This is a genomic window from Xanthomonas translucens pv. cerealis (assembly GCF_006838285.1).
GTDB classification, from domain to species: domain Bacteria; phylum Pseudomonadota; class Gammaproteobacteria; order Xanthomonadales; family Xanthomonadaceae; genus Xanthomonas_A; species Xanthomonas_A cerealis.
The window spans coordinates 1,501,972-1,526,618 of the sequence record NZ_CP038228.1 but is presented as its reverse complement, the minus strand read 5'-3'; the positions used below and the strand labels follow the sequence as shown (position 1 = coordinate 1,526,618).

The 24,647-nt window shown below is 60.1% G+C and carries 23 protein-coding genes; 14 read left to right on the top strand and 9 right to left on the bottom strand.

The window, feature by feature from the left end; genetic code table 11:
• The first annotated feature begins 644 nt into the window (after positions 1-644).
• Complete coding sequence (locus E4A48_RS06780; RefSeq protein ID WP_142742099.1) at positions 645-1,985, top strand: PstS family phosphate ABC transporter substrate-binding protein; 1,341 nt, start codon at positions 645-647, stop codon at positions 1,983-1,985.
• Between the two features lie 192 nt (positions 1,986-2,177).
• On the opposite strand, the gene E4A48_RS06775 is transcribed toward E4A48_RS06780, so the two are convergent.
• Together E4A48_RS06775 and E4A48_RS06770 are read right to left on the bottom strand one after the other, a co-directional pair.
• Entirely contained in the window at positions 2,178-2,582 is a 405-nt protein-coding gene (locus tag E4A48_RS06775) for an H-NS histone family protein (protein ID WP_142742098.1), read from the bottom strand.
• 147 nt (positions 2,583-2,729) lie between these two features.
• Positions 2,730-2,972: a helix-turn-helix domain-containing protein gene (locus E4A48_RS06770; protein WP_260608079.1), complete on the bottom strand. Its 243-nt coding sequence runs from the start codon at positions 2,970-2,972 to the stop codon at positions 2,730-2,732.
• Between the two features lie 684 nt (positions 2,973-3,656).
• Here E4A48_RS06770 and E4A48_RS06765 point away from each other — a divergent pair.
• From E4A48_RS06765 to E4A48_RS06755, 3 genes are all read left to right on the top strand, one after another.
• Positions 3,657-3,917: a hypothetical protein gene (locus tag E4A48_RS06765; RefSeq protein WP_142742097.1), complete on the top strand. Its 261-nt coding sequence runs from the start codon at positions 3,657-3,659 to the stop codon at positions 3,915-3,917.
• Between the two features lie 682 nt (positions 3,918-4,599).
• Positions 4,600-4,863 (top strand): helix-turn-helix transcriptional regulator, encoded by a 264-nt coding sequence (locus tag E4A48_RS06760; protein ID WP_260608078.1) that lies wholly within the window; start codon positions 4,600-4,602, stop codon positions 4,861-4,863.
• On the top strand, positions 4,863-6,152 hold the full coding sequence (locus E4A48_RS06755; RefSeq protein WP_142742095.1) for a type II toxin-antitoxin system HipA family toxin: 1,290 nt from the start codon (positions 4,863-4,865) through the stop codon (positions 6,150-6,152). The genes E4A48_RS06760 and E4A48_RS06755 overlap by 1 nt, the downstream gene beginning before the upstream one ends.
• A 34-nt stretch (positions 6,153-6,186) precedes the next feature.
• On the opposite strand, the gene E4A48_RS06750 is transcribed toward E4A48_RS06755, so the two are convergent.
• The 4 genes from E4A48_RS06750 to E4A48_RS06735 are packed head-to-tail and all read right to left on the bottom strand — an operon-like array spanning position 6,187 to position 12,839.
• The gene (locus tag E4A48_RS06750) at positions 6,187-7,383 is read right to left on the bottom strand and encodes a Wadjet anti-phage system protein JetD domain-containing protein (RefSeq protein WP_142742094.1); all 1,197 of its coding nucleotides are present in this window, start codon (positions 7,381-7,383) and stop codon (positions 6,187-6,189) included.
• Positions 7,380-10,787, bottom strand: a complete 3,408-nt coding sequence (locus tag E4A48_RS06745) for an SbcC/MukB-like Walker B domain-containing protein (protein WP_185910727.1) — start codon at positions 10,785-10,787, stop codon at positions 7,380-7,382. The genes E4A48_RS06750 and E4A48_RS06745 overlap by 4 nt, the downstream gene beginning before the upstream one ends.
• Complete coding sequence (locus tag E4A48_RS06740) at positions 10,774-11,403, bottom strand: DUF4194 domain-containing protein (protein WP_142742092.1); 630 nt, start codon at positions 11,401-11,403, stop codon at positions 10,774-10,776. The genes E4A48_RS06745 and E4A48_RS06740 overlap by 14 nt, the downstream gene beginning before the upstream one ends.
• The gene (locus tag E4A48_RS06735) at positions 11,400-12,839 is read right to left on the bottom strand and encodes a Wadjet anti-phage system protein JetA family protein (RefSeq protein ID WP_142742091.1); all 1,440 of its coding nucleotides are present in this window, start codon (positions 12,837-12,839) and stop codon (positions 11,400-11,402) included. Before E4A48_RS06735 ends, E4A48_RS06740 begins: the two co-directional genes overlap by 4 nt.
• Positions 12,840-12,955: 116 nt before the next feature.
• On the opposite strand from E4A48_RS06735, the gene E4A48_RS06730 reads away from it, so the two are divergent.
• Entirely contained in the window at positions 12,956-13,816 is an 861-nt protein-coding gene (locus E4A48_RS06730; RefSeq protein WP_142742090.1) for a WYL domain-containing protein, read from the top strand.
• A 397-nt stretch (positions 13,817-14,213) separates the two neighbouring features.
• On the opposite strand, the gene E4A48_RS06725 is transcribed toward E4A48_RS06730, so the two are convergent.
• Positions 14,214-15,335, bottom strand: coding sequence for a hypothetical protein (locus E4A48_RS06725; protein ID WP_142742089.1), 1,122 nt, complete (start codon positions 15,333-15,335; stop codon positions 14,214-14,216).
• A 78-nt stretch (positions 15,336-15,413) separates the two neighbouring features.
• Here E4A48_RS06725 and E4A48_RS06720 point away from each other — a divergent pair, with 78 nt between their 5' ends.
• The 8 genes from E4A48_RS06720 to E4A48_RS06685 all read left to right on the top strand — a co-directional run bounded on the left by E4A48_RS06720 (position 15,414) and on the right by E4A48_RS06685 (position 21,836).
• Positions 15,414-15,665, top strand: coding sequence for a hypothetical protein (locus tag E4A48_RS06720; RefSeq protein WP_142742088.1), 252 nt, complete (start codon positions 15,414-15,416; stop codon positions 15,663-15,665).
• Between the two features lie 216 nt (positions 15,666-15,881).
• Positions 15,882-16,172, top strand: coding sequence for a hypothetical protein (locus tag E4A48_RS06715; protein ID WP_142742087.1), 291 nt, complete (start codon positions 15,882-15,884; stop codon positions 16,170-16,172).
• Positions 16,169-16,837, top strand: coding sequence for a hypothetical protein (locus tag E4A48_RS06710; RefSeq protein WP_142742086.1), 669 nt, complete (start codon positions 16,169-16,171; stop codon positions 16,835-16,837). The genes E4A48_RS06715 and E4A48_RS06710 overlap by 4 nt, the downstream gene beginning before the upstream one ends.
• Positions 16,834-18,183: a hypothetical protein gene (locus tag E4A48_RS06705; RefSeq protein ID WP_142742085.1), complete on the top strand. Its 1,350-nt coding sequence runs from the start codon at positions 16,834-16,836 to the stop codon at positions 18,181-18,183. The genes E4A48_RS06710 and E4A48_RS06705 overlap by 4 nt, the downstream gene beginning before the upstream one ends.
• On the top strand, positions 18,183-18,683 hold the full coding sequence (locus E4A48_RS06700) for a hypothetical protein (protein WP_142742084.1): 501 nt from the start codon (positions 18,183-18,185) through the stop codon (positions 18,681-18,683). Before E4A48_RS06705 ends, E4A48_RS06700 begins: the two co-directional genes overlap by 1 nt.
• 232 nt (positions 18,684-18,915) lie before the next feature.
• Positions 18,916-19,875 (top strand): ATP-binding protein, encoded by a 960-nt coding sequence (locus tag E4A48_RS06695; RefSeq protein WP_142742083.1) that lies wholly within the window; start codon positions 18,916-18,918, stop codon positions 19,873-19,875.
• Positions 19,876-19,879: 4 nt separating this feature from the next.
• Complete coding sequence (locus tag E4A48_RS06690; protein ID WP_142742082.1) at positions 19,880-21,313, top strand: hypothetical protein; 1,434 nt, start codon at positions 19,880-19,882, stop codon at positions 21,311-21,313.
• Positions 21,314-21,482: 169 nt separating this feature from the next.
• Positions 21,483-21,836, top strand: a complete 354-nt coding sequence (locus E4A48_RS06685) for a hypothetical protein (protein WP_142742081.1) — start codon at positions 21,483-21,485, stop codon at positions 21,834-21,836.
• A gap of 701 nt (positions 21,837-22,537) precedes the next feature.
• On the opposite strand, the gene relB is transcribed toward E4A48_RS06685, so the two are convergent.
• On the bottom strand, positions 22,538-22,723 hold the full coding sequence (gene relB, locus E4A48_RS06680) for a type II toxin-antitoxin system RelB family antitoxin (protein WP_039009919.1): 186 nt from the start codon (positions 22,721-22,723) through the stop codon (positions 22,538-22,540).
• A 262-nt stretch (positions 22,724-22,985) separates the two neighbouring features.
• On the opposite strand from relB, the gene E4A48_RS06675 reads away from it, so the two are divergent.
• A complete protein-coding gene (locus E4A48_RS06675; RefSeq protein WP_141696272.1) occupies positions 22,986-23,339 on the top strand; it encodes a hypothetical protein in 354 nt (117 codons plus the stop codon).
• On the opposite strand, the gene E4A48_RS06670 is transcribed toward E4A48_RS06675, so the two are convergent.
• Positions 23,336-24,643, bottom strand: coding sequence for a glycoside hydrolase family 10 protein (locus tag E4A48_RS06670; RefSeq protein ID WP_237656069.1), 1,308 nt, complete (start codon positions 24,641-24,643; stop codon positions 23,336-23,338). The genes E4A48_RS06675 and E4A48_RS06670 overlap by 4 nt on opposite strands.
• Positions 24,644-24,647: the final 4 nt, after the last annotated feature.

Sequence of the window (24,647 nt, the reverse complement as noted above, 5' to 3'; positions counted from 1 at the left end):
AGACAGATGCCTTCCGGCCGGCGGCCTTCCCATGCCTGGTCAGGGAGCCCCTGATCGCAAAAAGCAAAGGCCTCGCATGCGAGGCCTTTGGTCGTTGGCGCTTGAGTGGAGGTTCTGGCCCCCGTCCCCCAACCATGGTGGGTGAAGTGGCCTGGACAACAAAGACAGGTTGCCATCGTTGACATGGAAGGTCGATCAGCCAGGCGCCCTTTGCAGTGTCAGAAAACACCGCATCCCAGATCATCAAGAGAACACTGCCTTGGCGCATGGAACTCACGCCAACAGGCGCGAGTATGCGTATCCGTTCGTAGACAAATTTGGGTAAGTGCCGGAATCCGCGCGGCACCTCATTCAACGTCGGCTCCCCAGCGAGCGGCATACGGCGTATTTCGTAGACATTGGACAACCCACAAGAAACCATCGATTTTCTCTTTAGTTTTCAATCCATCCATATGTCAGCGAAATTCGCTAAATACCTAATTTCAGACTGCGCATCACAGGTAAGAAAAAAGACAGCCGCATGTCGCCGCAATATCAACTGCTGGGCGCAACCTCTCTCGGCGCCAGTCAATGGCGCCAGCACGCTATAGGTAAGGAATTCTTCCGGATCCATTCCGTCGTTTTCTCACCAAGGAGAGAGGCAAGTGCTCAACCTTCATATTTCCCGTATCAGCGCGATCGCCATTGCGATTGCGGCCCTATCCAACGGCTCGGCCATGGCGGCCGAGAACCTCTACGGCGGCGGCGCCACCTTCCCGGCGGAACCGTACGTCGGCCACGACTACGCCAGCGTGACTCCGAACGCGCGCCTGTCGACCAATGCCGGCAACACCGCCGGTGCCGGTTACACCACGGCGCCGCTCGGCACCAATCTGATCGGATTCGCCTTCCCGGTCACCGTCAACTCGGTGTTCCTCGCTTATAGCAACGCCAGCACCAACAAGGTCTCGTATTGCCAGACCGGCAGCGCCTTCGGCAAAAACGTCCTGGCCGGCAACCCCGCCGCCAACCAGCCCTGCCGGGACTTCAGTGTCCCGCCGCTGGGCCTCAGCGCCGCAGCTGCCGCCCCAGACTTCATCGCCACCGATGCGCCATACAGCACAGCCGACTATAACGCGTTCCTAAGTGGTGGCAACGCGGCCAGCCGGGTCGGCATCGTCCAGGTCCCGACCCTGGCCGGTGCGATCGCGCTGCCGCATAGCACCCCGACTACCAACTTCAACCTGACCGCCGCCCAGATCTGTCAAATCTATTCCGGCCTGGTCAGCGACTGGGCCAGCGTGTCCGGCAGCGGCACCTTTGGTCCAATCAAAATTGTCTACCGCGCCGACGGCAGCGGCACCACCCTCGCCTTCACCAGCTATCTGGCTCGCACCTGCAACGGCACGCCCAACGTGCCGTCAGGTTTCGTCTTCACCCCGCACCACAGTTTCAACTTGGCGCTGCCGGGCAGCATCAGCAGCGTATACGGCTCTCGCGCGATCGGCGCCAACGGCGACAACGGCCTGGTGACCGCGGTGCGCGTCACCAACGCCAACGCGCTGGGCTACGCCGGCATCGGCGAAGTGCTGCTGCAGGCCGCTAAATATGCAACGGTGGCCAACTTCGATCCGAAGAACTTCGGCAAGGACTCCAGTGGCAATTCGGTCCCGGTGACCCTGACGGCGTCGACCCTGCTGGCCGGTCGCGTGCTCGATGGCGCGACCGTCAACACCGTGCCGGGTAGCGGCACCTCTGCAGTAAAGAGTTGCGTGCGTCTCATGAATCCGGCCGCCCCCATCAGCAACGCCTATCCTATCGCCGCGATCACCTACCTCGCTGGCTTCACAAACGGCAATGGCAGCGCGGCACACATCCAGGCGGTCAAGGACCTGTACAACATCTTCTACAACACCAGCACGCGCCCACTGCTGCCGGACGGCTTCGCCTATCTGGCCGGCATCACCGCCTCGGCGCAGAACGCGGTCAATACCTGCGTGCATTAACAGCAACGCTTCGAGTCAGCAATGTTACCGGTGGGCAACGATGCCCGCCGGTTTCTCCGAATATTCGCGGACGCGCGCCAACGAACTTGGAATGGTGCATCGAGGCTTCCCGAGCCTGCGGTCGGATGACCCGCTTCTGTCGTTGCCATGCCTGCGGACGATTTGAGCTTGGTCACCTGCGGCAAGTGGGCGTCAGCCGGGATACTTCGGGAACTTCTCGTCCGGGTGACTGGCCTTCCACTGCTTGTAGGCAGCGGTGCCCTCCCAAGCCTTGAAAGCCCGCGGGGGACGGCCCCGGCCGCTCCAGGTCTCATGGGTATGGGGCAGCCAATACTTGGGGGCGACTTCCCTTTTGGCCTGTGTCGGAGCAGCCTTGGGACCGCGGCCCGGGCTGCTGACGCCAATGGCCACCGCCAGCTCGGCCTTCTGCTTCGGGGTGAAGTGCTCACTGTATTGGCTCAGCAGGCTCGTGATTTCCGCGACAGCGGCGGCGGCCTGTTCTTGGCGAAGAGCCTGTTCCTGCTCTTCAAGTTTGCGGAGTTCCTCTTGGATCTTGGATTTAGCGCTGGAGATGGTAGCGAGAGATGCTTGAGTCATAGTGAGGCTTACAAAGCTAAATTAGATTCATTAAAGCCTACCCGCCTCACAAGATGACTGCAACGACAATTGAAGAGTTCTGGAATCGCGCCTTCTTGGTGCCTCTAATGCGCCTACATACAATCGGTCAAGCATGGCAACGAGCAACTAGATTTTAGGAAATAAAATGCGACTAGCAGCAGTAGCACTCAGCCCCAAAGCTTGTGTGAGATGCACAAACTCCAAGATATCCAAACGACGCGCTCCGGCCTCAATTGCGGAAAGGCGCTGCTGCGGCCAGCCCAACTGGCGAGCAATGTCACTCTGAGAGACACCCAGCCGTTCACGGCGCGCGCGGAGCTGTTGCACCAGCTCGCGGTACTGCTCGTGATAGATCGTCTTGGCTGCCATGGTCGCCGATGCCGAATGCGACCCGCAATCTATGCGCCACCCACCGATTACATGAAAATCGTGTGGAATGCGGTATGCTCGCTGAGATGCTACCCCTAAGACCACTTCGAGGTGCGTGTGACCAATGTCCGCACCCAACCGACCCTTCCACCTCCTGGTACCGCGCTGCTACACGCTTCTGAGCGTATCGGGCTCATCGGCACCGCGGCGTGGTGTGCGCTGCAGCTGGCGACCCAGCACCCTCACCCAATCACCTCTCGACCGTTCTTGACGGATCAATTGGTTCAGGCCCTGCAAGATGCGGGGGTTTTAACGCGCTGCTTAGCAGCTTCTAGCGGCACGCATAGAGCCATATATGAACCGGTGAGTTGGCGGTACCACGACCTAGGTCTACCAGATGCCTCTATCCAGTCAAGGGTTGAGCAGGCCTTGACTGTACGAATACAGGAGGATGACGGTACCGGCCGCGACGCCTTATGGCGCTTGCTTGCTGACGCGGAAAGTGAGGCCTACCTGATCTATCTCCTTCGGCGCCACCGAATGGAAAGAGGCGACTTGGACCCGCTATTGCGAGCAATTCAAGCAGAATGGGCACCATATTGTCTTGGTCGGCGTAGGTACCTAGCCTGGGCGGGCTTGCGCCACGCCGCGGCTAGCCTGATTAGTCAAGACTATGACATCACCGTGGGTTACGCCTCTTTGGAGACTTATATCCGACGCCGTGGACGATGGCTTGCCGCAAAGCAAGTGGCAGGGGAGATTGCCGAGGATGATTACTGCTTTGTGCCTGATGCCTTATGGCACCGTCCTTTATTGCTTGATGTCTTCCTTATCCGTATTGCCCCAATGGGACGGGAGTTCTGGGCGAAGTCCCCTCCGATCGACCAAACAGCAGCGCCCAATGCAACACCTATCGAAATTCTCAAATCCTGCGCCCGTTTTTGAGGTGAGCTGGGAAGCCCCGCATTCCTTTGCACCTGCTCGCATCTGGGCAACGGCTCCTTGCCGGTCCGCGCGAAGAGCGATCTCGTTATCTTGGACGGATGTTGGCAATATCATTCGTCGCTGAGGTAGTCACCCAAGGCCATCTGCAACTGCATGCTCGCACTCAAGCCATAACCCCCGACCAGATTGGCCTTGCCCGTGGGCACCTGGCCGAAGGCAAGCTTGACCCGATGCTGCTGTGCGCAGCGTCTGCTCGTTCAGCAGGCAGGATCTTGGGAGTAATTGCGTCCAGGTCAGCAGCATCGGCATCGCATAGTAGCTTGCGCAACACGCTGCGCTGCCTACCCAACGAGGTTTATGTGCGTGCCTGCGCAAGCATGCGGCGCCCAACTGCCACGGCGGTGGCCACGTCGATACTCTTGCTGCCCCCTGGCAAGCATGTCGGTAGGTGGGCGCTACCACAGCTCAGCTTTGGCTCGAAGGTATGCTCAGAGTGTGTAACCATCGACTTAAAGTGCAAAATAATGCCCATAAATGGCTAAAAAGACTTTTGTGGGCGCTTTTTCGCTCACAGGAGGATATTCATATAGAGTGTGTATAGTTGCACTCAACGGCCAAAACTCGGCCTTATGGGCGTAATTCCACACTCATGGAGCCAGCCGCTTTCAGAAGTCCAGACGAGATGCTGGCGGACCTCGGCGACCGCCTCAAGCAGCGGCGCCTAGCCGATGGGTTCAAGCAGGTGACGCTAGCCGACAAAGCGGGGGTTTCGCGGCGGGCGATCGTCGACCTGGAGGCAGGGCGAGGTTCGTCGATGGAGACCTTGGTGCGTGTGCTGAAGGCTTTGGGGTTAGAGGAAAACCTCGCCGCCTTGGTGCCGGTGCCCCGCATCAGCCCCATGGCGCTGACGCGTTCAAGCCGCACCCCCAAGCGGGGAGTGCGGTGATGGCGGTCTTCAAGCACGTAGAGTTAATCGAAGTCCTGATCTGGGGCAGCCGTGTCGGCGCTGTCGCAGCAGACCCAGCTTTGGGGGCCTACGTTTTTGAGTACGACCCTAAGTGGCAGACCCGCGAGATCGACCTGGCGCCATTCATGATGCTCGTGAGCAACAGGTCATCGGCGTTCGTGTTTCCCGGGCTGGCCAGGGAGACATACATGGGACTGCCGGGCCTGCTTTCTGATGCCCTACCCGATCGCTTCGGCAACCAGTTGATCGATGCCTGGATGGCCCAGCACGGCTACTCTGTCGACCAGGTGAGCACGCTGGATCGTCTGGCCTACATGAGCAAGCGCAGCATGGGGGCGTTGGAGTTCCGGCCAAGCCGCGGCGGCCAGCGTAAGTCGTTGGCACAGATCGAGATGGGGACGCTTGTGGACGCGGCGCGGCGCGCTGTTCAGGGCACGCTGGCGGACGAAGCCGCCTCCAAGGCGGCGCTGAGCAAGATCATCTCGGTAGGCACCTCCGCCGGTGGCGCACGGGCCAAGGCCGTCCTCGGCTGGAATCCCAGCACCAACGAGCTGGTGTCAGGTCAGTTCGAAATTCCCGACGGCTTCGAGCACTGGTTGCTCAAGTTCGACGGTATGGGCGTGGACCGTGCGCTGGGGCCAAGCCAGCAGTACGGCCGGATCGAGTACGCCTACTCGCTGATGGCCGGCGCCGCCGGCGTCGTCATGAGTCCCTGCCAGCTGCTCGAAGAAAACGGGCGCGCCCACTTCTTCACCAAGCGCTTTGATCGCAACGGCAACGAAAAGGTGCATGTCCAGTCTCTGTGTGCCATGCGGCATCTGGACTTCAACCTGCGTCAGACGCACGCCTACGAGACTCTATTCCTGACTGCAGCACAGCTGCATCTCGGTGATGCTGTCATGACACAACTGTTCCGGCGCATGGCTTTCAACGTGGCGGGCTCCAATCGTGACGACCACACCAAGAACTTCGCGTTCACGTTAGCCGAGGGAGGCCGCTGGGAACTTGCACCTGCCTACGACATCACTTTCGCATTTGATAGCGCCAACATCTGGCTAGCCAACCACCTCATGTCGATCGACGGAAAGTTCGACGCCATTACCCGTAAAGAGCTGATGGCGGTGGCCGCGCGTTTCTCTATTCCAGGTGCCAAAGACGCCATCGAGGATGTGATCGCCGCCGTGGCTTCGTGGCCCGAGTTCGCCAAGACGGCTGGCGTCGGAACGCAGGAGATCAAGCGCATTGACAATCTGCAAGTGCGTTTGTGAACCCATACGCCGATGGCGTTCGTTTTTAGGCCCCTCAGATTGGGAACCGCGCCTCAATCAGCTCTTGCTCGACCGAACCAGGCGTCTTAGCCAGTTCGTCTGCAATCGCGTCCCAGCCTGCCTCCCGACACCATCGCTGCATGGCTGGTATGTTGCGGCTCTCGTCCGTTATTTCGAGCTCGTAACCAAACGCCGCCAACTCGCTAGGATCCATCAACCACGGCCGCAGCTCTCGGCCTGTTGCCCTGATGAACTTGGCGATGTTCGCAGCTATCCGGAAGCCACCCAAATCGATGTCGCCCAGGTGATACACCGGCACTTGGGGATCGACTGCTTCCAATAAGAGTTCCATCACTCGGCGCCAGCTCGGGCTTGGCATTCCCGCGGTGTATACAACGGAACACGGGAGGTGCTCAGCCTTTGCCGCGAACTCGTGGAAACTCTGTTTGTTCTCGATCAACAGCAGTGCCTGAGGTTGCTTGATGAAACGAAAGCCTTTGATATCCCTGGTCGGAAGTCCCACGTATGGAGGCTGCGCGGGAACGGACAGTGATCGCGTCCAGTATTCAACCTCGGCGTGGAGGAAGAACGCTTGCGGCTCGTGATGGAGGCCTAGTGCGCCCCTGATGTCTTCTGGGTGAAGCCCGGACGGCGCGAGATCGCCGGCGTAGGCCAAATCGATCCAGGGCTCTATGCCCTCAATTCGCTTTGAATTCTTGAACATGCTTCTGCTGAAGCGTCGCAGCATCATGTCTTCAGTCGCCTCTCGGCGCGCAAGCACCACTCTGGCTGCATCGACCAAGGCAGACACGACATCCGGCGTAGGGTCACAACCGCGCACCTTCTTTCCGACGGCCCAGGTGGAGAGGACATTTTCAATGATCGGGAGCTGCGCTATGAGAGGAGTCAGTTCGGCTCTGGCATGCTCGAGCCGGTCTGTGCCAAGAGGCTCGCCGAGGTACTCGGCGAGCTTTCGGATGTCCAGCACCTCGATGGCGTGCACGTCCATCGGAGGCGCAGCGCGCAACAAGGGCTTGATCCGGATGGCGCCCTTGTCCGCAGCGACCTGGAGCTCAGCGCGGAACTCGACGGCCTGGGTTCTGTCGCGCATGGCAAAGAGTTCCGGGCACTGGGCTTCATTGAGCAGCAACTTCCCTGGTCGCCTGCCTTGGGTATTTACCTTGTTCGCACGCTTGAAAAGCTTCCTGATGAAGGTGCTGGCGATAGTCATGTCTCATCTCCACGCGCCTCAATGACCCGCCGAGTCTCCGCCTCAAGCAGATGCGGGTACTTCACGAAGTCGTCCGAGCTCAGTAGCTCCACGGCGGCCGGACCAAGGCCTACGTGGTTGACCGAAAGGTATGAGCCGTCGCGGTAGAGTTCCACGTAGCCAATGATGGATTCGTTGATCTTCCCCAGCGCGTCGTCAGGTGCGGCGACGATGGGCTGTAGACCAAGGGAGGACAGGTATTCGAAGACCGCCTTGGTGTTGTTGCCATCGATCTTGTCTCCCAGCTCATCGAACAGGATCAGGGACATGCCGCTGGTATCGCCCTGCAGCTTGCCGTAGGCGGCCGCCAGTGCCGCGCCAGCCACCACGAACAGCGGTGCACGGTGTTCGCCGCCGGATCCCTTTTCCATGCGGGTCTTGAGAGTGGCGATCTCGTTGCCCTGCCCGCCGATCACGACCACGTCGAACCAGAAGAACCGTCGGTAGTCTTCCAACAGTTGCTGATGCGGCCCGTCCACGTCCTCGACCAGGGAACGGAATTCCTCAGGCGTATTCACTGGATCGTTGAAGAGATCATCGTCCCCGCTGCGTTCCGCGACCTTGACGATAAAGTCGTATAGCTGCCGATACTCCGGGGTATGGCCGTATTTGAACTTGTACCGCTCATCGTTGGTGAAAGGAGGCAAGGAAGCCATCAGGCGGTTCAGCTGCCGTAGCTGCTCAAACATGTCATCGAAGCTGCTGCGAAGGCTCGCCGCGATCCGCGAGCGGAAGGTTCTGACCGCGACGCCATACGCTTCCTCGGCCTGCCGCTCGTAGGTCACCAATTCGGACTCCCTGAGGTGATTGATGTAGGCGCGCAAGAAGTTCTGGACATCCTCAGGGTCGGACGGGTTGCAGGTTAGCTCCAAGTTGTACTGGCTCGCGTAGGCCTGTATCTGCGTCCGAACATCGCTTTCCAGCTCGCCGGCCGCCTTGGTATCGCGATCCTTGCCGGACGCACAGGTTTGCAGCATATCGCCGATGCTCTTGCCTTGGTTCTCCCACTTGGATCGCATATCGTCAATCCAGCCGGCATCTACGTAGGGAGCCTGCATGGCAACAGCTGCCTTGCGTGCGCATACGTCTACTTCAGCCGATAGCTCCGTCAGAGCGCTTGTGGCGGTCAAGCTGGCTTGTTCTGCCATACCGCTAGCGTGAAGGGCCTCGTCTCGTGCCTTCTTTGCCGCATTGGCCTGGTCAGAAATCGCCTGCATCTGGGCGTGAAATGCCTGCAGGTCCGGATTATCGTCATTGAGTTCTGCCGCTTCGCGTTCCTCGAATTCCTGTTCCTGCGTCGCGTGTTCCGATAGCCAGCGTTCGACGTTGGCCAGCACATCCTTCAGACTCGCAAGCGGCGCGGTCACCTCCATCAGCTGACTTGTCTTGAGCAGGTCCCGTTCGGCTTCAGTCACCTCCTGGCTGATGCGCATGCGTTCGCGCGTCAGGAAGTCGATCTTGGCGCGCAAGTCCTGCTTGCCGAGCGAAACCTGATCCATGGCCGGCAAGCGCAAACGCTCGATGGTGCCGTTGCTGACCAGGATGCCCTTGCGGGTGAGGCCATCCAGACTGCGGCTGTTGGCTGACTCCAGTTGGAGCAGCCGGCGCAGGCGAGAGCGCAAGAATCCCACAGCCAAGTCGTTCTCACCTACGATCAGACGCGCCAACGCCGTTGCCGGCAATCCTTCGACATCCACAGTGTAGTTCTTGGGCTGGACGATCTTGACGCCGAAGGGATTTGCACTATCCGGGATCGACTCATAGACATGGATCGCTTCATCTTCGCGGCCCTTGTCCACAATCAGCGCATAGGCATTGGTGCGCAGGTAGGCCTCGATCGCAGGCGCCCAACTGGCATCTGTGATCCGGACCAGATCACTTACCGGCGTAGCGATGATGCCGACATCGGCCAGCCGATTCTGGACAATGACGACCGAGTCCGGAATCTGACTCTTTCCTCGTCTGGCGCGCTCCAGTTGAGTTACAGCCGTGGTGAACAGCCGCTTGGCCTCTTCCAGCCGGTTCCGGTCTGCGGATTCGCGCTGCTTCAATTCGGTCAGCATCGGCTGTAGAACGCCAAGCGTGCCGGTGAGTTGCGAGATCTCGTACTGCACGTCGACGCCCAGGGAGGTTGCAGCGCCCGCTCCGGCAATGCGATCCAGGAGCATCTGCCACGGCTTGGCGATCATCGACCATGCGGTGGAACCTGTGTCTCTATCCCTCGCTTGGTGATATGCGTTCACGACTCTGCGCAGGTCGGTGGCAAGGTTTTTCTTCAGCGGCATCAGCGCACGTTCGCGGCCCGCCTGCATATCCCGCCCTTTCAGGGACGGGTCATGTCGCGCTCTCTCTAGCAAGTCGCCAAGCCTCCTATTGGCATCGTTGAAAACCGTCTCCGTGGTTTCCTTCCGCCTCTTAGCCTCTTCGTAGGCGATAGTCGCGGCTACCTGGCGGTCTTGCGCCTCGTCCATCTTCTCGAAGGCAATGTCGCGTTCCAGATCGGCTGAAAGAGCCGCATAGCTCGCTTTACGCATCCGTGCCGCTATGGCCCTCACTGTGGTCGCTTCCACTCCCGTGCCGGCGTCAATGCGTTCCTTAACCTGCCTCACCCGCTCCCTGAGCTCTCTGAAACTTTCCAGCTGGTGTCGGAACTCGGCCACATTGATTGGTCTGGCTTCAATGATTTGCTCGCGTACGAAAGCGCTTGCGTCGTGGACGTCCTTCAGATTCAGCGCGTTCTTCAGTGCCTTTGAGAACGCACCGTGGTCGATACCGCGCGATCGGTCTGGGCGCAGCTGGAACAGCAGGGCCTCTACGAATTCGGATGCCTTGTCGAAGAAGACGGGCTTGTCCTGCCCACTTCCAGCGCGATCGCGGGCTGCTTGCCGGACGATTTCCTTGAAGCGCACCCAGTCGACGGGCAACTGCTCGCCATGTGTGACCTCGACGTGGTGCTCAAGCCGCAGTTCGACGCCTGGAGCGAGGTACATGCCATAGACCCGATGCTTCGGCTCGTCTTTGGCGGCGCCCAGGCTGATCCCCGCCGACACGACGGGATGCTTTCCTGTGCTATCGCGGAAGACGAGCGTTAGGAATGAGGTCGCGTAATCGCGGACGTTCTCCTTCTCCAGGTAGTAGCCCAGCAGGTATTCCCGGATCGACCGGCCGCCCTTCTTGCCACCGGATTGCGCGTTGAGGTCAATGGCATTCTGGTCCCCACCGTGCAGCACGATCTGCAGAGCATCGAGCACCGCCGATTTGCCCGAGCCGTTGGGGGCGACGATGGCCGAACTCTTGCCGAAATATAACGTCTCGGCGGAGAACAGGTAGAACTGGACTAAGTGCAATTTCTCAAGCAGATACATCGTCGGCCTCCCGGTCTTCCGCTTCAATGTCGTCATGCTTGCGCAGCAGATCCAGCTGTCCCAGCCACTCTTCCGTGATGATTTCCGAGATCGCTGGATGGATCATGATCCGAAAGGGCTGGTTGTCACCCCCCGCACTTTCTGTCTGTTTGGCGATGCCCCAACGTTCAAGTTCAACGACCTGAGCACGAAGCTCTGCCGTCTTAGGGAACTCCATCTTGGTCAAGTTCTTGTAGATGTCCTGAAGGTCCGGCAGTTCTATGTACCCTTCGCCGAAGTCGCCTTCCTGGCCGTTCAAACGGATGGTGTGGTAGACGCTGCGCAATACCAGCGCAAGCAACGTCATGGCTTTGGTGGCCTTGGCGTGGTTGAAGACGTGGCGTGGAGTCGCCACGATGTAGCGGAACTGTTGCACATGCTTGATGTTGACGCCTAACAGTGCCATGGCCCCTTCGTATGACGGCAGGTTCTCCGCAACGATGTGGTAGTCCTTGCGTGTAGCCATATCTGATACGGACAACACCTGGGCGGTCACCAGATGGTACGCGGCGCGCTCAAAGTCGTTGGCTTCATAGATCTTGCTCTTCTCCGCCAGGCGGTCCCACATGGTGCTCATCGCTTGCCTACCTTGGTGATATAGAAATCCGGCATGTCCAAGTATCCGTTTCTGAGTTGCTGGTCTTTCCCCGAAGTGCTGAAGGCGTAGTTAGGAAGTTTCCCCAGCACGCCAGTGGCACCGCTTCGGTGCGCCTTGATGGTCAGGGCCGCCTGGGCCATTGATCCCAACGTCTGAACAACGCGGAAGTCCTTGATGGACAAGATCGGGAGTTGAGAAGCGCGCATCTGGATCGCATCGCCCATGACCCGGTGAAGGTAGTGCCGGATGTCGCTTGGCTGCACGCGCCTGGCCTCCTTGGCCAGACGGCTCAGTCGCATGCGCGCCTCCGATTCAGGCGTTTGCTGCCTGCGCGCGTCGCTCGTTCGCGGAATCGGCGGGAGTCTCTTGCGCGGCCTGTAGAGCAGCTCGCCGCTCAACATTTGCCCGGGACCACTGGGGATGGCGATAGTCGGCACCCCTGCATTCTTCACTCCATCGACGGCCCGTTGGAGTCTCTTCTCGAGATGCGAAGGTGACTGCAGACGGTAGTCGATGAGCGCGAGCATCCGTCGGTTCATACGGCGCAGATCGGTTTCCAGCCTATCGATGAAGTCTTGCAAGCGATTGAGGGCCTTGATCTTCCGCAGAGTCCGCTCCAGATGCGCTTCGGCCGCTTCCATGTTTCCGCCCTTGCGGTGGTCGGCATACCAACGAATGAGTCGCTGCCTGTGCTCGGGGATGGATAGCTGATTGGCGATCGCTAGCACGCTCGCTTTGCGTGCTAGTGGATGGTCGCCGCTGGCGAAATCCGAGTAGTCGGACATGTACACCTTGCTTATGTACTCGCCGAAGATCTGCTTGAGCGCGTCGGCAGTGCTGACGTCGGCGTTCAACGATCGCATCACCTCGCGGATGCGCAGCCCCATGGTTCCAAGATTGCTAACCAACGCCTTGGCTTGGTTGGCTGCCTCGTCCAGGTCGTCGCCAGGGTGCGGTGACTCGAAGACGCGCTGTAGGGCGCTTTCGATGGAACGCATCTTGGCGCCTACCGCATTGGGGGTGAAGTCGACGAAGGAATGGAGGGCCTCCATGAACCTGACCACGTCCGTCGGCATGGAGCAGACATTGATACCTCCTGCTTTCTCCTCGAAGATCCACCCCGATGCGATCAGGCGGTTGAGGTAATTCGCAGCCCGGATGTTCGCCGGCGTTGAAATGCTCTCGCCGGCCTCAAACTCCCAGGGGTCTTCGTTGTCCAGCAGAAGCACGATGCTGGCCACCAACTCGCGCCGGTCCCAACCGATGGCCGGTGGCAGGTCAGCGTCTGGGCCGAAGTACCGACCGTAGAGCATGCAGAGAAGCAGCCAGTAGTGCTGCCGGTTCTGGGAGGCCAGAGGGCTAAATAGATCCTTGGGTAGTACATCGAACAGCGACGGGTTGGCTGCGATGGACATAGGAGCGCGGTCCAGAAAGGTCTATCCATAGCATAGCGCCAACGCTACATGTAGCGCCAGCGCTACATTCGTTGTATTGTCTTGTACGGATACTTCGTAATGGCGCCCAACTTCGCATGGCCACTCCCGCTCCAAATCGAACAACCGATGGCCAACGGATCATCGAGGCACTACTGTTGTGGGAGGGCGTGGCGCGAAATGATCGCCTTCGCGACTTGCTTGGCGTGCACTACACCTCTGTCAGTCGGCAATTGGCGCAGTACGCGGGACATCGCCAGACGGGCTTGGCCTATTCCATGGCCCACCGAGCGTGGCTGGCAACGCCCGCATTCGAGCCGAGTAGCCAAGCGCCTTCGCTTGAAGAGTACCTGGCGCTGACCGGAGCGCGTGGCCTGATTTCACCGGCGCTGGTACGGACCCACATCGACTTCGGCAATACTGCTCCAATGATGTTCGCGACGCTTCATCGGGCCTGCAGAGAGGGCCTGGCAGTTTCCGCACTTCATTCCTCGATGCGCCGCCCGGAGCCGACGCACAAAATCTTCTTCCCTCACGCCCTGGTCGAGGCTGGCCGCCGCTGGCATGTGCGGGCCTACATACACGAGACAGGACGGTTCCAGGATCTGGCCCTGACACGACTTGAGGACGTGCAGTTGCATGAGAAGCTGGAGCGACTGCCGGATGCCCAACGTGAACTTGACGACGCCTGGAACACCATCGTTGACCTTCGGCTGATTCCGCATCCGGACCTGACGCCTGCGCAAAAGACGCTGGTGCGCGCTGAGTACTTCCAGCGCACCATGGCGCGCACCGAGCCAGTCCGCGGCGCCCTGCTCCCCTATGTCATCCAGGATCTACACGCGGCCATCGATCCAGATCAGCAGCGTCCGCCCGACTATCAGCTCTGCGTTGATGACAGGGACAGCATCGCAAGATGGCTCATGCCTGAAGCCTCGACGTACGAGGCTGATACATAGACTCGCGTTGTGTTCCTTCCAAGCGAGCGTGAAGTTCGGCCCAGCCCTGTCGCTAGCTGGCACCGGTAGGAGAACCAGCGGACTTTTCGGCCTAGGTCATTGGGGCGGTTGCGCACCTTTGGCGAATGAGCCCGCAGTTGACTCATGTCAATGCAGGGCCTTTGCAGCACGCATAACTTGCCTCATGGATCCTTGAAGCGATACTCTTGGAACTACCGAAGCGCCTTCGCTGCGTCACCCATGGTGCCAATCAGCTGGGCATGTTCACGCCGTTTCAGGCTCTGCCCAGCTAGGCATTAGCACGGCTGTTTGTGGCACACGTCACGCCGATGGCCTGGGCCTACTGGACGGCGGACCGCTCGGTTTCGCAAGGCTAGCAGGGCACAAGGCTAGGCGACTACTTGGCCTCTAACACGGGAATTAGCTCAAATACTTTCTCCAGGCTGAAACCGGTGGACGGAGCTTTCCGGCCTCGGGGACGAGCCCGCTCGGAGAAGAGGTGCGCCGGCATGATCAGCGCCTGGAGTTCCGCCTGCGCCTGCGCTGCATTAGCGTCTACCGACTTTAAGTTGTTCAGCGCCCACATCATCTGTTCTGTGATGCGGTCTCGGTTCGCCGCCAACCAGTAAAGCACTTCCGTCCCTCGCGCATAGTGCGACGGCAATTCTTGCTGCAAAAACATCTTCGCACACGCATGCACGAAGATTTTTCTTCGGTCTCGGCGGGACAATGGCAGTGTGTCAGCGGTGGCGCCTATGTCGTTGCTTTCACGGGCAAGATCTACCCAAACATCACGCCAACGGGCCAGTTGGAGCGCATCAGGTTTAAGGTAAGGGCGCCAGCTCAGCATGCGCGAATGCAAGATCCAGTGCCACGTGTCCTTGATTTCTTCGCGGTCGTTCCAGCATGACCTGACGTAAACGCATACTGCTTCTTCAAGCGCTTCACCAAAGACACCTGCAAACTTTAAAGCGCCTTCGTTGATCGCGCTGCGGTACAACTGCAATAGCATGTGCAGCCCATCAAGCGAGGCAAACTTCTCGGGCTCTAACTGCAGATCCGTCGCGTCCGGCAACTCGGCATTTGGAAACTGGCGGGGCAAGCCAAGCACCATGCCGAAAAAGATCTCCAACAAACTGATTCTCACAATGCCAAAGCTCCGCATCGTCCTCTCGAACTCGGCAGAGGTGAGATGGCTTCGGTGCGCTTGCCTTTCCACTTTCATGCGTGTGAGTGCATCCCACAGATCATGAGTGCAGGCTTGATATGCCCCCTGCCCCTCGGGCAAGCGCGCAACGGCCTTCGCCAGGCAGCTTCCCCCTACCTGCAATCGCTGCGGATCGGCACCGTCTTCTCGCACCTTGTGGAAATGCGATGAGCGGGGGACGTCAAACTTACGAGCCAAGTCTGTAGGGGCTTCAAGCCCCGTATCGGAGCACAGGCGCGATTCCCATGCCCAACTCTTAAGCCGGACAACAGGGTCGCCAAAAGCGTCTTGTGGTCGTCCAAGGCTGGTCATGTTTAATCCTTTTAAGGATGCGCCTGACAAGGCTCATAGTGTGCTCCCATGGCCACGCGCTTCCAACGGACTCCTGCCATGGCCGACCAGATGCCTTCCTCGCCCCCCGTAGCCGCTGAACTCGCGCTCGTGGGGCGCTATGGCGAACTGATGGACAGCGCCGCACTGGTCGAATTCTTCAAGTTCCCCAATGAACGGGCCCTGGGACGAGCCGCCGTCAAGGACGGCTTTCCTGTCCCGGTGTTCCGTTTGGCTCGCCGCAACGGCTGGTTTGCGCGCACGCGCGATGTGGCGGCGTGGCTGATCCAACTCACTCCCCCCTCTCCCTGATCCAGGAGGTATCCCGCCCCTCGCCCGTTTGCCCCCTTTTTCACAACGTCCGGGGCCAAAACAGTAAGCCCCGGCAAGGGTGGGACCTTGTCGGGGCTTGAGTACTGCTAGTACTTCGAACTGCTAGCTGACGGTACTCCTGACTATGGCCGATTGTCTACCCCCGCCCCGATGGGCGGTCGGGTACGGGCGCCTTTGACCTTGGAGAACCGTCAGATGAACGTACCCGCCTCCCGCGTGGCGCCCCCGGCGTCGCCACTTTTCTACCTCTATCCGGCTTCTACTCAAGCCGACGACACCGGCGTGCTTCAGCGAATGGGCATTCGCCGTGTCCGTGTCGTGCCTGACGCTGCGTGCGTAGATCACGTCAGCTGGGACTGGCTGGAGGGTGTGGCGCTGTTTGATGCAAAGCGCACTTTGACGAGACTGTTCGTGCGCGACCCCGAGCTTGATCGCTGGCTGGAATGGCGTTTGCCCGTGCGGGGCAGCGAAGGAGCTAGCTCATGAGCGCCCGGGTCACACAAGACGCCGCTTTCCTTGGGCGTGAGCTGAGCCTGCGCGAACTCAAACGCCAGGACATTTACTTCTATGACTCCCCGAAGCTTGGCCGGCGGATAACCGTGGTGGAGCCCTCCCGGTTGGCGTTGGCGCTGGAACTTGAGTTCGACCCCACCGTTGTGGCGTACGTCCCGCGCCCTCGGATTCTGGATACCCAAGCAGGCGGAATTGAGTTGTGCTTCTGGTCCTGCACCAACGCAGGTTTTGAACAGTTCCACTCCATAACTTTCGGTGCCACTGGCAGTCGCAAGACGGAGCAGCGCAGGGCCGCCCTGCTCTTGGCCGCCGCGACGGCCCAGATCGCGTTGCGTCTGGAACCGCAGGCCCAATACCTGCATCGCGCCACCGCAAATGCCAACCGTCTGCGCCTGCTGCCGTACGTGCAGACCGCCCAGCACCTGGCACAACGAGAAACCGTAAGCGCGCGCATTCTGGATGTCTTCCGGTATCAGCCCCGGCAGTCCTTCCACCAGCTTGAGCTCACGATGGAAGGGTTTGACCCCTGCGATGTTAGGGCCACTGCCTGTGCCTTGGTGCATGCCGGCCATCTCAAGCTGGATTGGAACTCGCGCTTGCAGCGCTATAGCGCCCTGGAACATGGAGAAGGCGCATGAGCGTGAGCCCGCTGACCCTGGAAGAGGTCCAAGCCTGGCCCGAACCGATCGTCACGACCTTGTCCGCGGCTAAGCAAGGCCAATACGGAAAAAGACGTGACGCCCTGCTGGCCATGACCGGCGGCCTCGGTCTGAAGGCGGCTGCAAACAAGCACGGCGTACGCGAGGGAACGCTCAACGACACGCTCGAGAATGCAAGGAAGCTGGCCCCGGACGGGGTGCCCTGGGGGTGGCGCGCCTGCGTTCCGCATCGCGTACGCGGCGAGTCACCGGGTCCGACGCGCTTGCCGGAAAAGGCAGCGCCCAGCGCCTTTAAGCAACTGGTACGTCATGTGGAAGGCCTGCAGGACCTGTTGGATGGGTTCAAGGGGGTCCTGCCAACGCGGGCAAGAGCATCCAGCCAGTTCGATAGGGTCTTCGAGAAGATGCTGGCGCACGTCCGCACGCGCGTAGGCAATGCCGGCTATCCCTTCAATGCGCCGGACAAGGGACGTCGGGCCCTGCTTGAGTACCTGAAACGAGCACGCAAGCGCATTGTAGAGACCGAGCCTGAGGGCGAAGCGAACGAGGCCGCCGAAGCCAAGCAGCTTCAGCAGGTCTTCGAGTTCGATGCGATGGAGCGCTTGGAGTTCGATGCCCACAAGATGGACGCCGACCTCTACATGGAGGTCGAGAGCACCAAGGGCCGCAGCGTCCTGCGCAAGATCCCCTACGCCTGGTTGCTGCTGGTCATCGATTCGGTATCTCGACTGATCCTGCGCTGGTCGTTGGTGCTGGGGCGTGCGTACACCCAGATCGACGTCCTTCACGTGTTCTCAGTGAGCCTGTTGCCGTGGGAACCGCGAGACCTGCTGGTCCCTCAGATGAAGTACGTCGCCGGGTCCGGTGTGGGGACCTCCTGCATTGACGGACGGGTGCTGCGAGGCATCGTGACGGCTGCGGACAATGCCATGGCCCACCATGCCAAGCTGACCACGACCAATCTGTCCCGCTATCAACGCGGCGTCATCCATCTTGGGTGGCCTCGCGTTCCCGAGACCCGTGGAGTATTGGAGGCCATGTTTCGGCAGATAGCAAACGGCGCCATTCGCATGTTGCCGGGGGGTTTGAGCCAGCACGGGACTACGAGACGCCAAAGCACGCCACCACGCCCTACAACCCGAAGGACTACCCGATCAATCTGGAGGCCATACACGACCTGCTGGACGTCATCATCGCGGGCCACAACGCGACCTCGCTGGATAGCCTGCACGATCACTCAGCCTTGGACGTCGTGCGCCGACATGTACAGGCCGGACGGTGGAGTTTCGAGTCTTCTCGCAACGCCGAAGATGCTGAGCGACTAATGTGGGACCTGCAATGGGTCACCATCAAAGGCAATGCCAAAGATGGCAGGCAGCCCTATGTCAATTTCATGCGCGCGCGCTACCGGGGCTTTGGGATGCGCGATCGTTGGGATTTGGTAGGCAAGAAGTATCTCGCGTCCTACAACCTCAATGATCTGCGCTACCTCAATCTGATCGATGAGAATGGGGAACTGTTCGCCAAGCTGACCGCACTGCCCCCTTGGAGCCGGACACGGCATGACTTTGACCTGCGCAAGTTGATCTCTCGCTGGAGCAAGCGCGGATTGTTCTCTATCGCCGGGGTAGACGATGCCGTGGATGCTTATCGGGCTTACGTCAAATCCCATGCCCGCACATCGCCGTTGGCGCCGACCCATATGACGCATCTGCAGCCTCGCTCAGATGTCGCCCAGCCTGCCAGGGATGCCGCAAGCGAGCGCGCCTTCGTGCCGCGTGGCGGTTCAGTCAACTTCGACTACGCAAAGGATCCCACCAAATGAGCGCCCAACCCTATCGCATGCGGTCTTTGGAATCGATTCTCCATGCCTCGCGCCAGCACCCCCCGGAACTGGTGCTCCAAGGACTGGCACGGAGCGGCAAGAGCGGGATCTTTATGACCAATGAAACGGGACATCGGACACCGCAGTTGTTCCACATCGTGTATGCCGGGCCTAGATCTGACGTTGCGTGTAGCGAGGACCCGGACGCCGCCGCGGACCTGGAGAACCTCTCATGAGCACTCACCCGTTGCTCATGCGGCTGCGGCCGCCGTTTGCCACGCGCCCGATCGAGCGCATGACCAACGCCATCCTTAGTGCGATCGACTGCGAATATCGCGGCATTGTCATCCACGGCATGGCGCGCTTCGGAAAATCCTGGGCGGTGAGGTACTTGACCAGTACCAGCAGTTGGCTCCAGGACTCCTTTTATTCGGCGCGAATCAGCGTACCCAAGAGCCACAAGCGCACCGAAGGCGCGTTCTACAGTCTCTGGCTGGATCGCTTCAGCATGGTTCTGCCCGAACGCTGCAGCGCATTGCAGCGGCAAGCCAGGCTGCGCAACTTCCTGATCAGTAAGTGTCAGGAGTACGGCGGGAATCTGATCGTCGTCTTCCTTGACGAAGCGCAGCGCTTATTTCCCGATGACTACGAACACTTGTGCACGCTGGACAATGACCTGACCGACGCAGGATACATGTTGTTTGTCGTGTTGGTGGTCCAGAGCGACTACACCGGCACGGCCATGGAAAAAATCTACGATGGCAACCCGCCACCGCATGTGCGCGGCCGCTACCTGGTCCGCCGGCACGAATTTGGCGGCCTGAACGGCCCGGAGGAGATCGCCCACGCGCTGGGACGCATGGACGACAACAGCGAGTGGCCGGAGGGCTCGGGTTGCAGCTACAGCGCTTACTTCGCCAAGGATGCCTTCAGCAAGGGCTGGCGGCTGCGCTCGCATGCTGAGCAGATCTACCAGTACGCCGCTCGCTTGCGTATCCAGGCGGGGCTGCCGGCTGGGTGGACGTGGCCGATGAAGAGCTTCGAGGTGTGCGTGAACTATCTGCTCACCAACGTCGCGGCCCAGCGCCAGGACTTCACCGGCTTCTCCGATGAGGACGTTTACGACGCATTGCAGGCCGCCGGCTTCATCGAACTGGAGCGCTCGCGCGGCAGCGAGCAGGAAGAGGAATAGTACGATGATCCTTACCCTGCCCTCCTACGCGCATGGCTTGGTCCATGCGCGCCTGGACCGCCAACCTGGAATTTCCGGGTTTGGCACTGTGCTGCATCTAGCCCGTTTGAATCACTTCACCGGCAGGGACTTTGCCACGGCGTTTGGCTTTGGCTTCCAGTACCGCGAGGATCTCTCGCAGGTACTGGCCTTCTCCAAGGCGCGCCAGGTACGCCTGGCGCGCGTGGTGACTGGCGCGGAAGACATCCCCGAGATGTGGCTTGCGCACGCATGGCAACCGTTCGAGGGAAACCTTTGGCAATGGTTGCCGTGGCGTCTGCGCATTTGTCCGTCCTGCACGCGTAGCGGATATCACACCAACCTGTTCCAGATGCCTTGGATCGAACGCTGCCCTTGGCATGATGTGCCTTTGTTGGAGCAATGCCGTCGCTGCGGCACATCATGGGCGGAGGGCTTCAAGCACACCGGAATCTTGCTCCAGTGCCAGTGCGGCTTGGACTACGTCAAGGAAAAGAGTGTGTTGGGCAGCGCGTTGGCGCAGGAAGAGCAGCGCCAAGGAATGGTCGACGCATATCTGGCATGGGCGCAAGCTCAGCGTAGCAAGGCCGCGCTGATCGGACCGGAGGAATCCGATCCCGAGGCCAAGCTGGCCATTGCGGCATTGGTTGCGGCGCCAGCCAGCCTGCGTCCATGGGCATCCATGTGGCATCGCTCTTCGTGCGATATCCACTGCCGCGAGCTGTGGCGCCGGCCAGCCTCACAGCCTCCTGAGCGAACAGTCCGGAAAGACGCCATCCAGTACGCCCAAAGCTTCTGGCCAGGGCTGCCAGGCATGGCGCAGCTTCCACAAACCCTGTGGCCCATCTTGGTGGGCGTGACGCGTGAACTGGCCGCCGGGTTGCCGGACACTGCACTGACGTCTCGCGAGCGGGAAGCGTGGTCGCTTGCGCCGAAAAAGCACGCTGCAGTGAGTAGCTCGCGGATGGAGCTCCTGCTATTGCCGCTGCAGCGGGTTGTCGACGGGTTGTATCTGGACGTCAGAGTGCTACCCAGGTCTGCATATCGGACTCTGAGCCAGCTAGCTCATCGCCTGATCGACAACGATCCGGCGTATGCGCATGGAGCCAGTGGATCACATGCCCTGCTGGCGACAGCCATGAGTAAAGTCTTGGCACCGGCTTACGCGGCTGGATTCACATTGGTGGCAGGTCGTTACCTTCCGGCCCTCTACGACCATCACCGTTTGCGGGCCGGCTATCGGTCGCCATGGCTCTTATTGGATCACGACGTACAAGGGGCTTTGAGCGTGAGAATTGCATGGTCAAAACGTCGTTCGTGGACCAGCATTGAGGTGGCTGATCAGGAGACACCAAAGGTGCGCGCGGCGGCACACCATGCAAAGAAGAGCAGTACGCGTCCCAAGCGCCTGCGTGGTTGATCGTGCTGACTTGGGCAGGTGATCGGTACAAGTAGCGACTTCCTTGATAGGAGGCGTTGCATGTAATCGCGATAGAGTTAAGATCCAACTTGGCCTGCGTCGTCGTCTCGACGCAGGCAGCTTCACTTGGTTACATCCACCAGCGCCCGTTCCTGACGCCCTATCGTCGATGACCTATCACCACGTCCCCGTCTTTGCTTTTTCGATTGACATTGATGCAGTCGTAGAGGACCTCAGAGACCAGGGTTTCGTGGTACTGGTGACAACACGCGTGGATGCAAAGCGCATCGCGGCAGAAGCGACACGCCAGCTAGATATCAGTGCCGATGATGATCGTGAAGATCGCCCCTTCCTTCACCATCTTTCCTTTCGGGGGGATGACGGCGGGTGGGACGATTGCCTGTGGTATACGGCCACTTCGATTTATGTGCTGGACCAGACCGAAGAATTAACAGTCAGGTCCGTTCGAGAGTGGAGCGCTGCCGGGAAGCCGAACTATCACATCGCTCAATGGCGGACGTAGCCGACTGTGAGAGTCGTCGTTTTTGCATAATGGGGCCTGCGAGGCCCTCTAGCAGTCTAGGTCACCGAGGCGCTTAGGCGGGGCGGCAAGTCGTCTCCCCTTGAGCCACCCACGCCATCCCGTCTGGTCTCCCGTCCTAGACCGCATGACACTTGCGCCTCAATCGCGTGGCGAACGCGGGTCCAGGTCCCGTATCTCAGGAAAAGGAGGGAGTTGCGGTGCCTGATCCCTCCGTCGTTGGGTTGGCAGCCCGCTTCACGGCATTTGGCCGGCCGAGTCTGTTGGGCATGCCCTTACTTGATCAGGCCGATACCGGGGCCGGTTATCGAACCTCGCTTTTTTCAGCGTAGTGTTCAACTGAAGCTGAATTTTTCCGCACCATACATCTGGCGACGGAAAAGTCGACGCTTCAGGAGGTAGAAGAGGCAACCTCCGTAATCATAAAATACAATTAATTCAACAACTTATCTCAACACAAGGTTTCCGCGCTATACACCAACGGAGAACCAGGACGCTTGTGATTGTCGCGGAGGAAATGCCCCCGTTCCAGCAGACATACACCCCATTCGCCGCGGAAACTCGCCTCACATTTCGCGGAACCCCGGACAAGTCGCCCCAGCGTTGATGGAACGACGGAAAAACCGCCCCGGAGTTGACCAGCACTCCCAATGCTTTGCCCACGCACTCAATGGTGATCTTCATCAGCGAGCATCTATCGCTTCGCGGCGGCTTCGATCGCAGCGTGTGCGCGCCATCACTTGGTCGTGCGGAATCGTCGGCCGCGTGTCGGCCACGGCGCGCTCGATCTTCGCCCGGAACCACCGGTCGTAGTCCTCGACGGCTTCGGTGGACTCAAATTCGGAAACACGGGGATCGAGCTTGGCCATGCCTACTCCAAGATGGAACGACGGAAAAGCTGCCCCGGATTCGCCAAGATGGCATACCGATGGCGGCGGTTGCGAGTGCAAACCGCTTTCGCAGACCTTGAAGATGTGGCTCGGCGAGGGCGTCCAGATTCACCCTACTGGACAGCAGTCCGTAAAGTAGATTGGGCTGGCTGCTATCGAACAAATTGAGCCCGGTATTGCCGCTCTCATCGACGTAGAAGAACACCTACTTCACTCCCCATGTCTCTTAGATTTGGATCGCATGACCTCGGGGAAAACAGTCAGACGAGCGTCACGGGGCCCGCTGGGGGATAGGGCTCTGCGGGGGGTACCCACAGAGCCTGAGGCTGGCTTTGCAGGCGAGATCGAAAGTATTGAAGACGAACGCTGGCAGTCGCAATGGCTATCTGCCGCAGACTTCGTACGGCTTGGCTCCCTGCCGGACATGACGCCGTTGTCCTTCTGGCGCATCCTGGACGCAAACGAGGCTGTGCACAAGGCCGGGGTGTCCATTCTCAATATCAACGGCGTACTCAACCTGATCGGCTGGGTGCGGTCAAATGATGGTCAACTTGCTCCCCGTCCATCAACGGAGATGTTCTTCGTACTCGGCTAAGGCGCTTGCCAACGCAGTCTCAGATACTCCACTACCTGCTGGGTCTGTGGAGTAGCCAGGAAGCCTTGGCGAAACAACATGCATCCGTGAACTTGCGACAGCGATGCATTCACGTCCAATTGCCTGGCGATCTCCGGCACCCCGCCGTCCACGGTCCAATCCGGCTCCAGCGGATTGGCGATGCCGACCTTGTACAAGGCCATGCCGATGTACAGCTGCACCCGATGGCCGCGCACGGTCTCGGCCCACCAGCGGGCGATCGTGTCGTAGCGCACCGCCGGGCGCGCAAGCGGCCAGTAGATCTGCGGAACGATGTAGTCGACGATCTCTTCGCGGACCCAACGACGTGTATCTGCGTACGCGCTATCGAATGCGGGAGTGCCCGCCTGGGTGTCCGATCCAAGTGGATCGTCCTGATGGTTGCGCCATACGCCGGCCGGGCTGACGCCGAAGGCCACGCCGGGCCTGATCACGCGGATGGTTCTGGCAACATCGCGCATCAATCGATAGGTGTTGTTGCGGCGCCAATCGCCTTTGTCGGCGAATCCCGCTCCATACGTTGCATAGGTCTGTGCGTCGTCGAGTGGCGACTGCAAGGATTCGGTATAAAAGTAGTCATCGAACTGCACGCCGTCCACGCGATAGCAGATCACCAGTTCCGCCACCACCTCGCAGATCCAGCGGCGCACGGCCGGGATTCCTGGATCAAGGGTTAACCGGTTTGCCGCAACGCCCACCCAGTCGGGGTGGTGCACATACACACTCGCAGGCGAATCGGGCGATACGGTAGTGAGCGCGTCCAGCGTGGCCTGATCCAGGCCGGTCGACACCCGGTAGGGATTGAGCCAGGCATGAACCTTCAGGCCGCGCGCGTGCGCGTGCGCAAGCAGAAAGGCCAGCGGGTCGAAGCCGGGGTCTTGTCCGAGCACGCCGGTCAAGACTGACGACCACGGCAGGATGCGCGAGCGATACAGCGCATCGGCACAAGGCTTGACCTGAAAAACCAGGGTGTTCAAATGCAGCGCCGTCGCCTGGTCGACGATGGCCAGCAACTCTTGCTGCTGAACCCGCACGCGTTCGGCACGGTCGGCGATCTGGGTAGACGCCGCGCTGGGCCAGTCGAGATTGAACACGCTGGTGACCCAGGTGGCGCGCATCTCGCCGATCACAGGCGCCGCCGCGTGCGCCGGCAGGCCAGTGATCCCGGCCACCACGGCTGCCGACCCCAGGCCGAGGAAGCGTCGCCGGTCGATCCCTGCGGATTCGCCTGCAGGCGCTGCATCAGTGCGCACCGGGTAGCGCATGCCA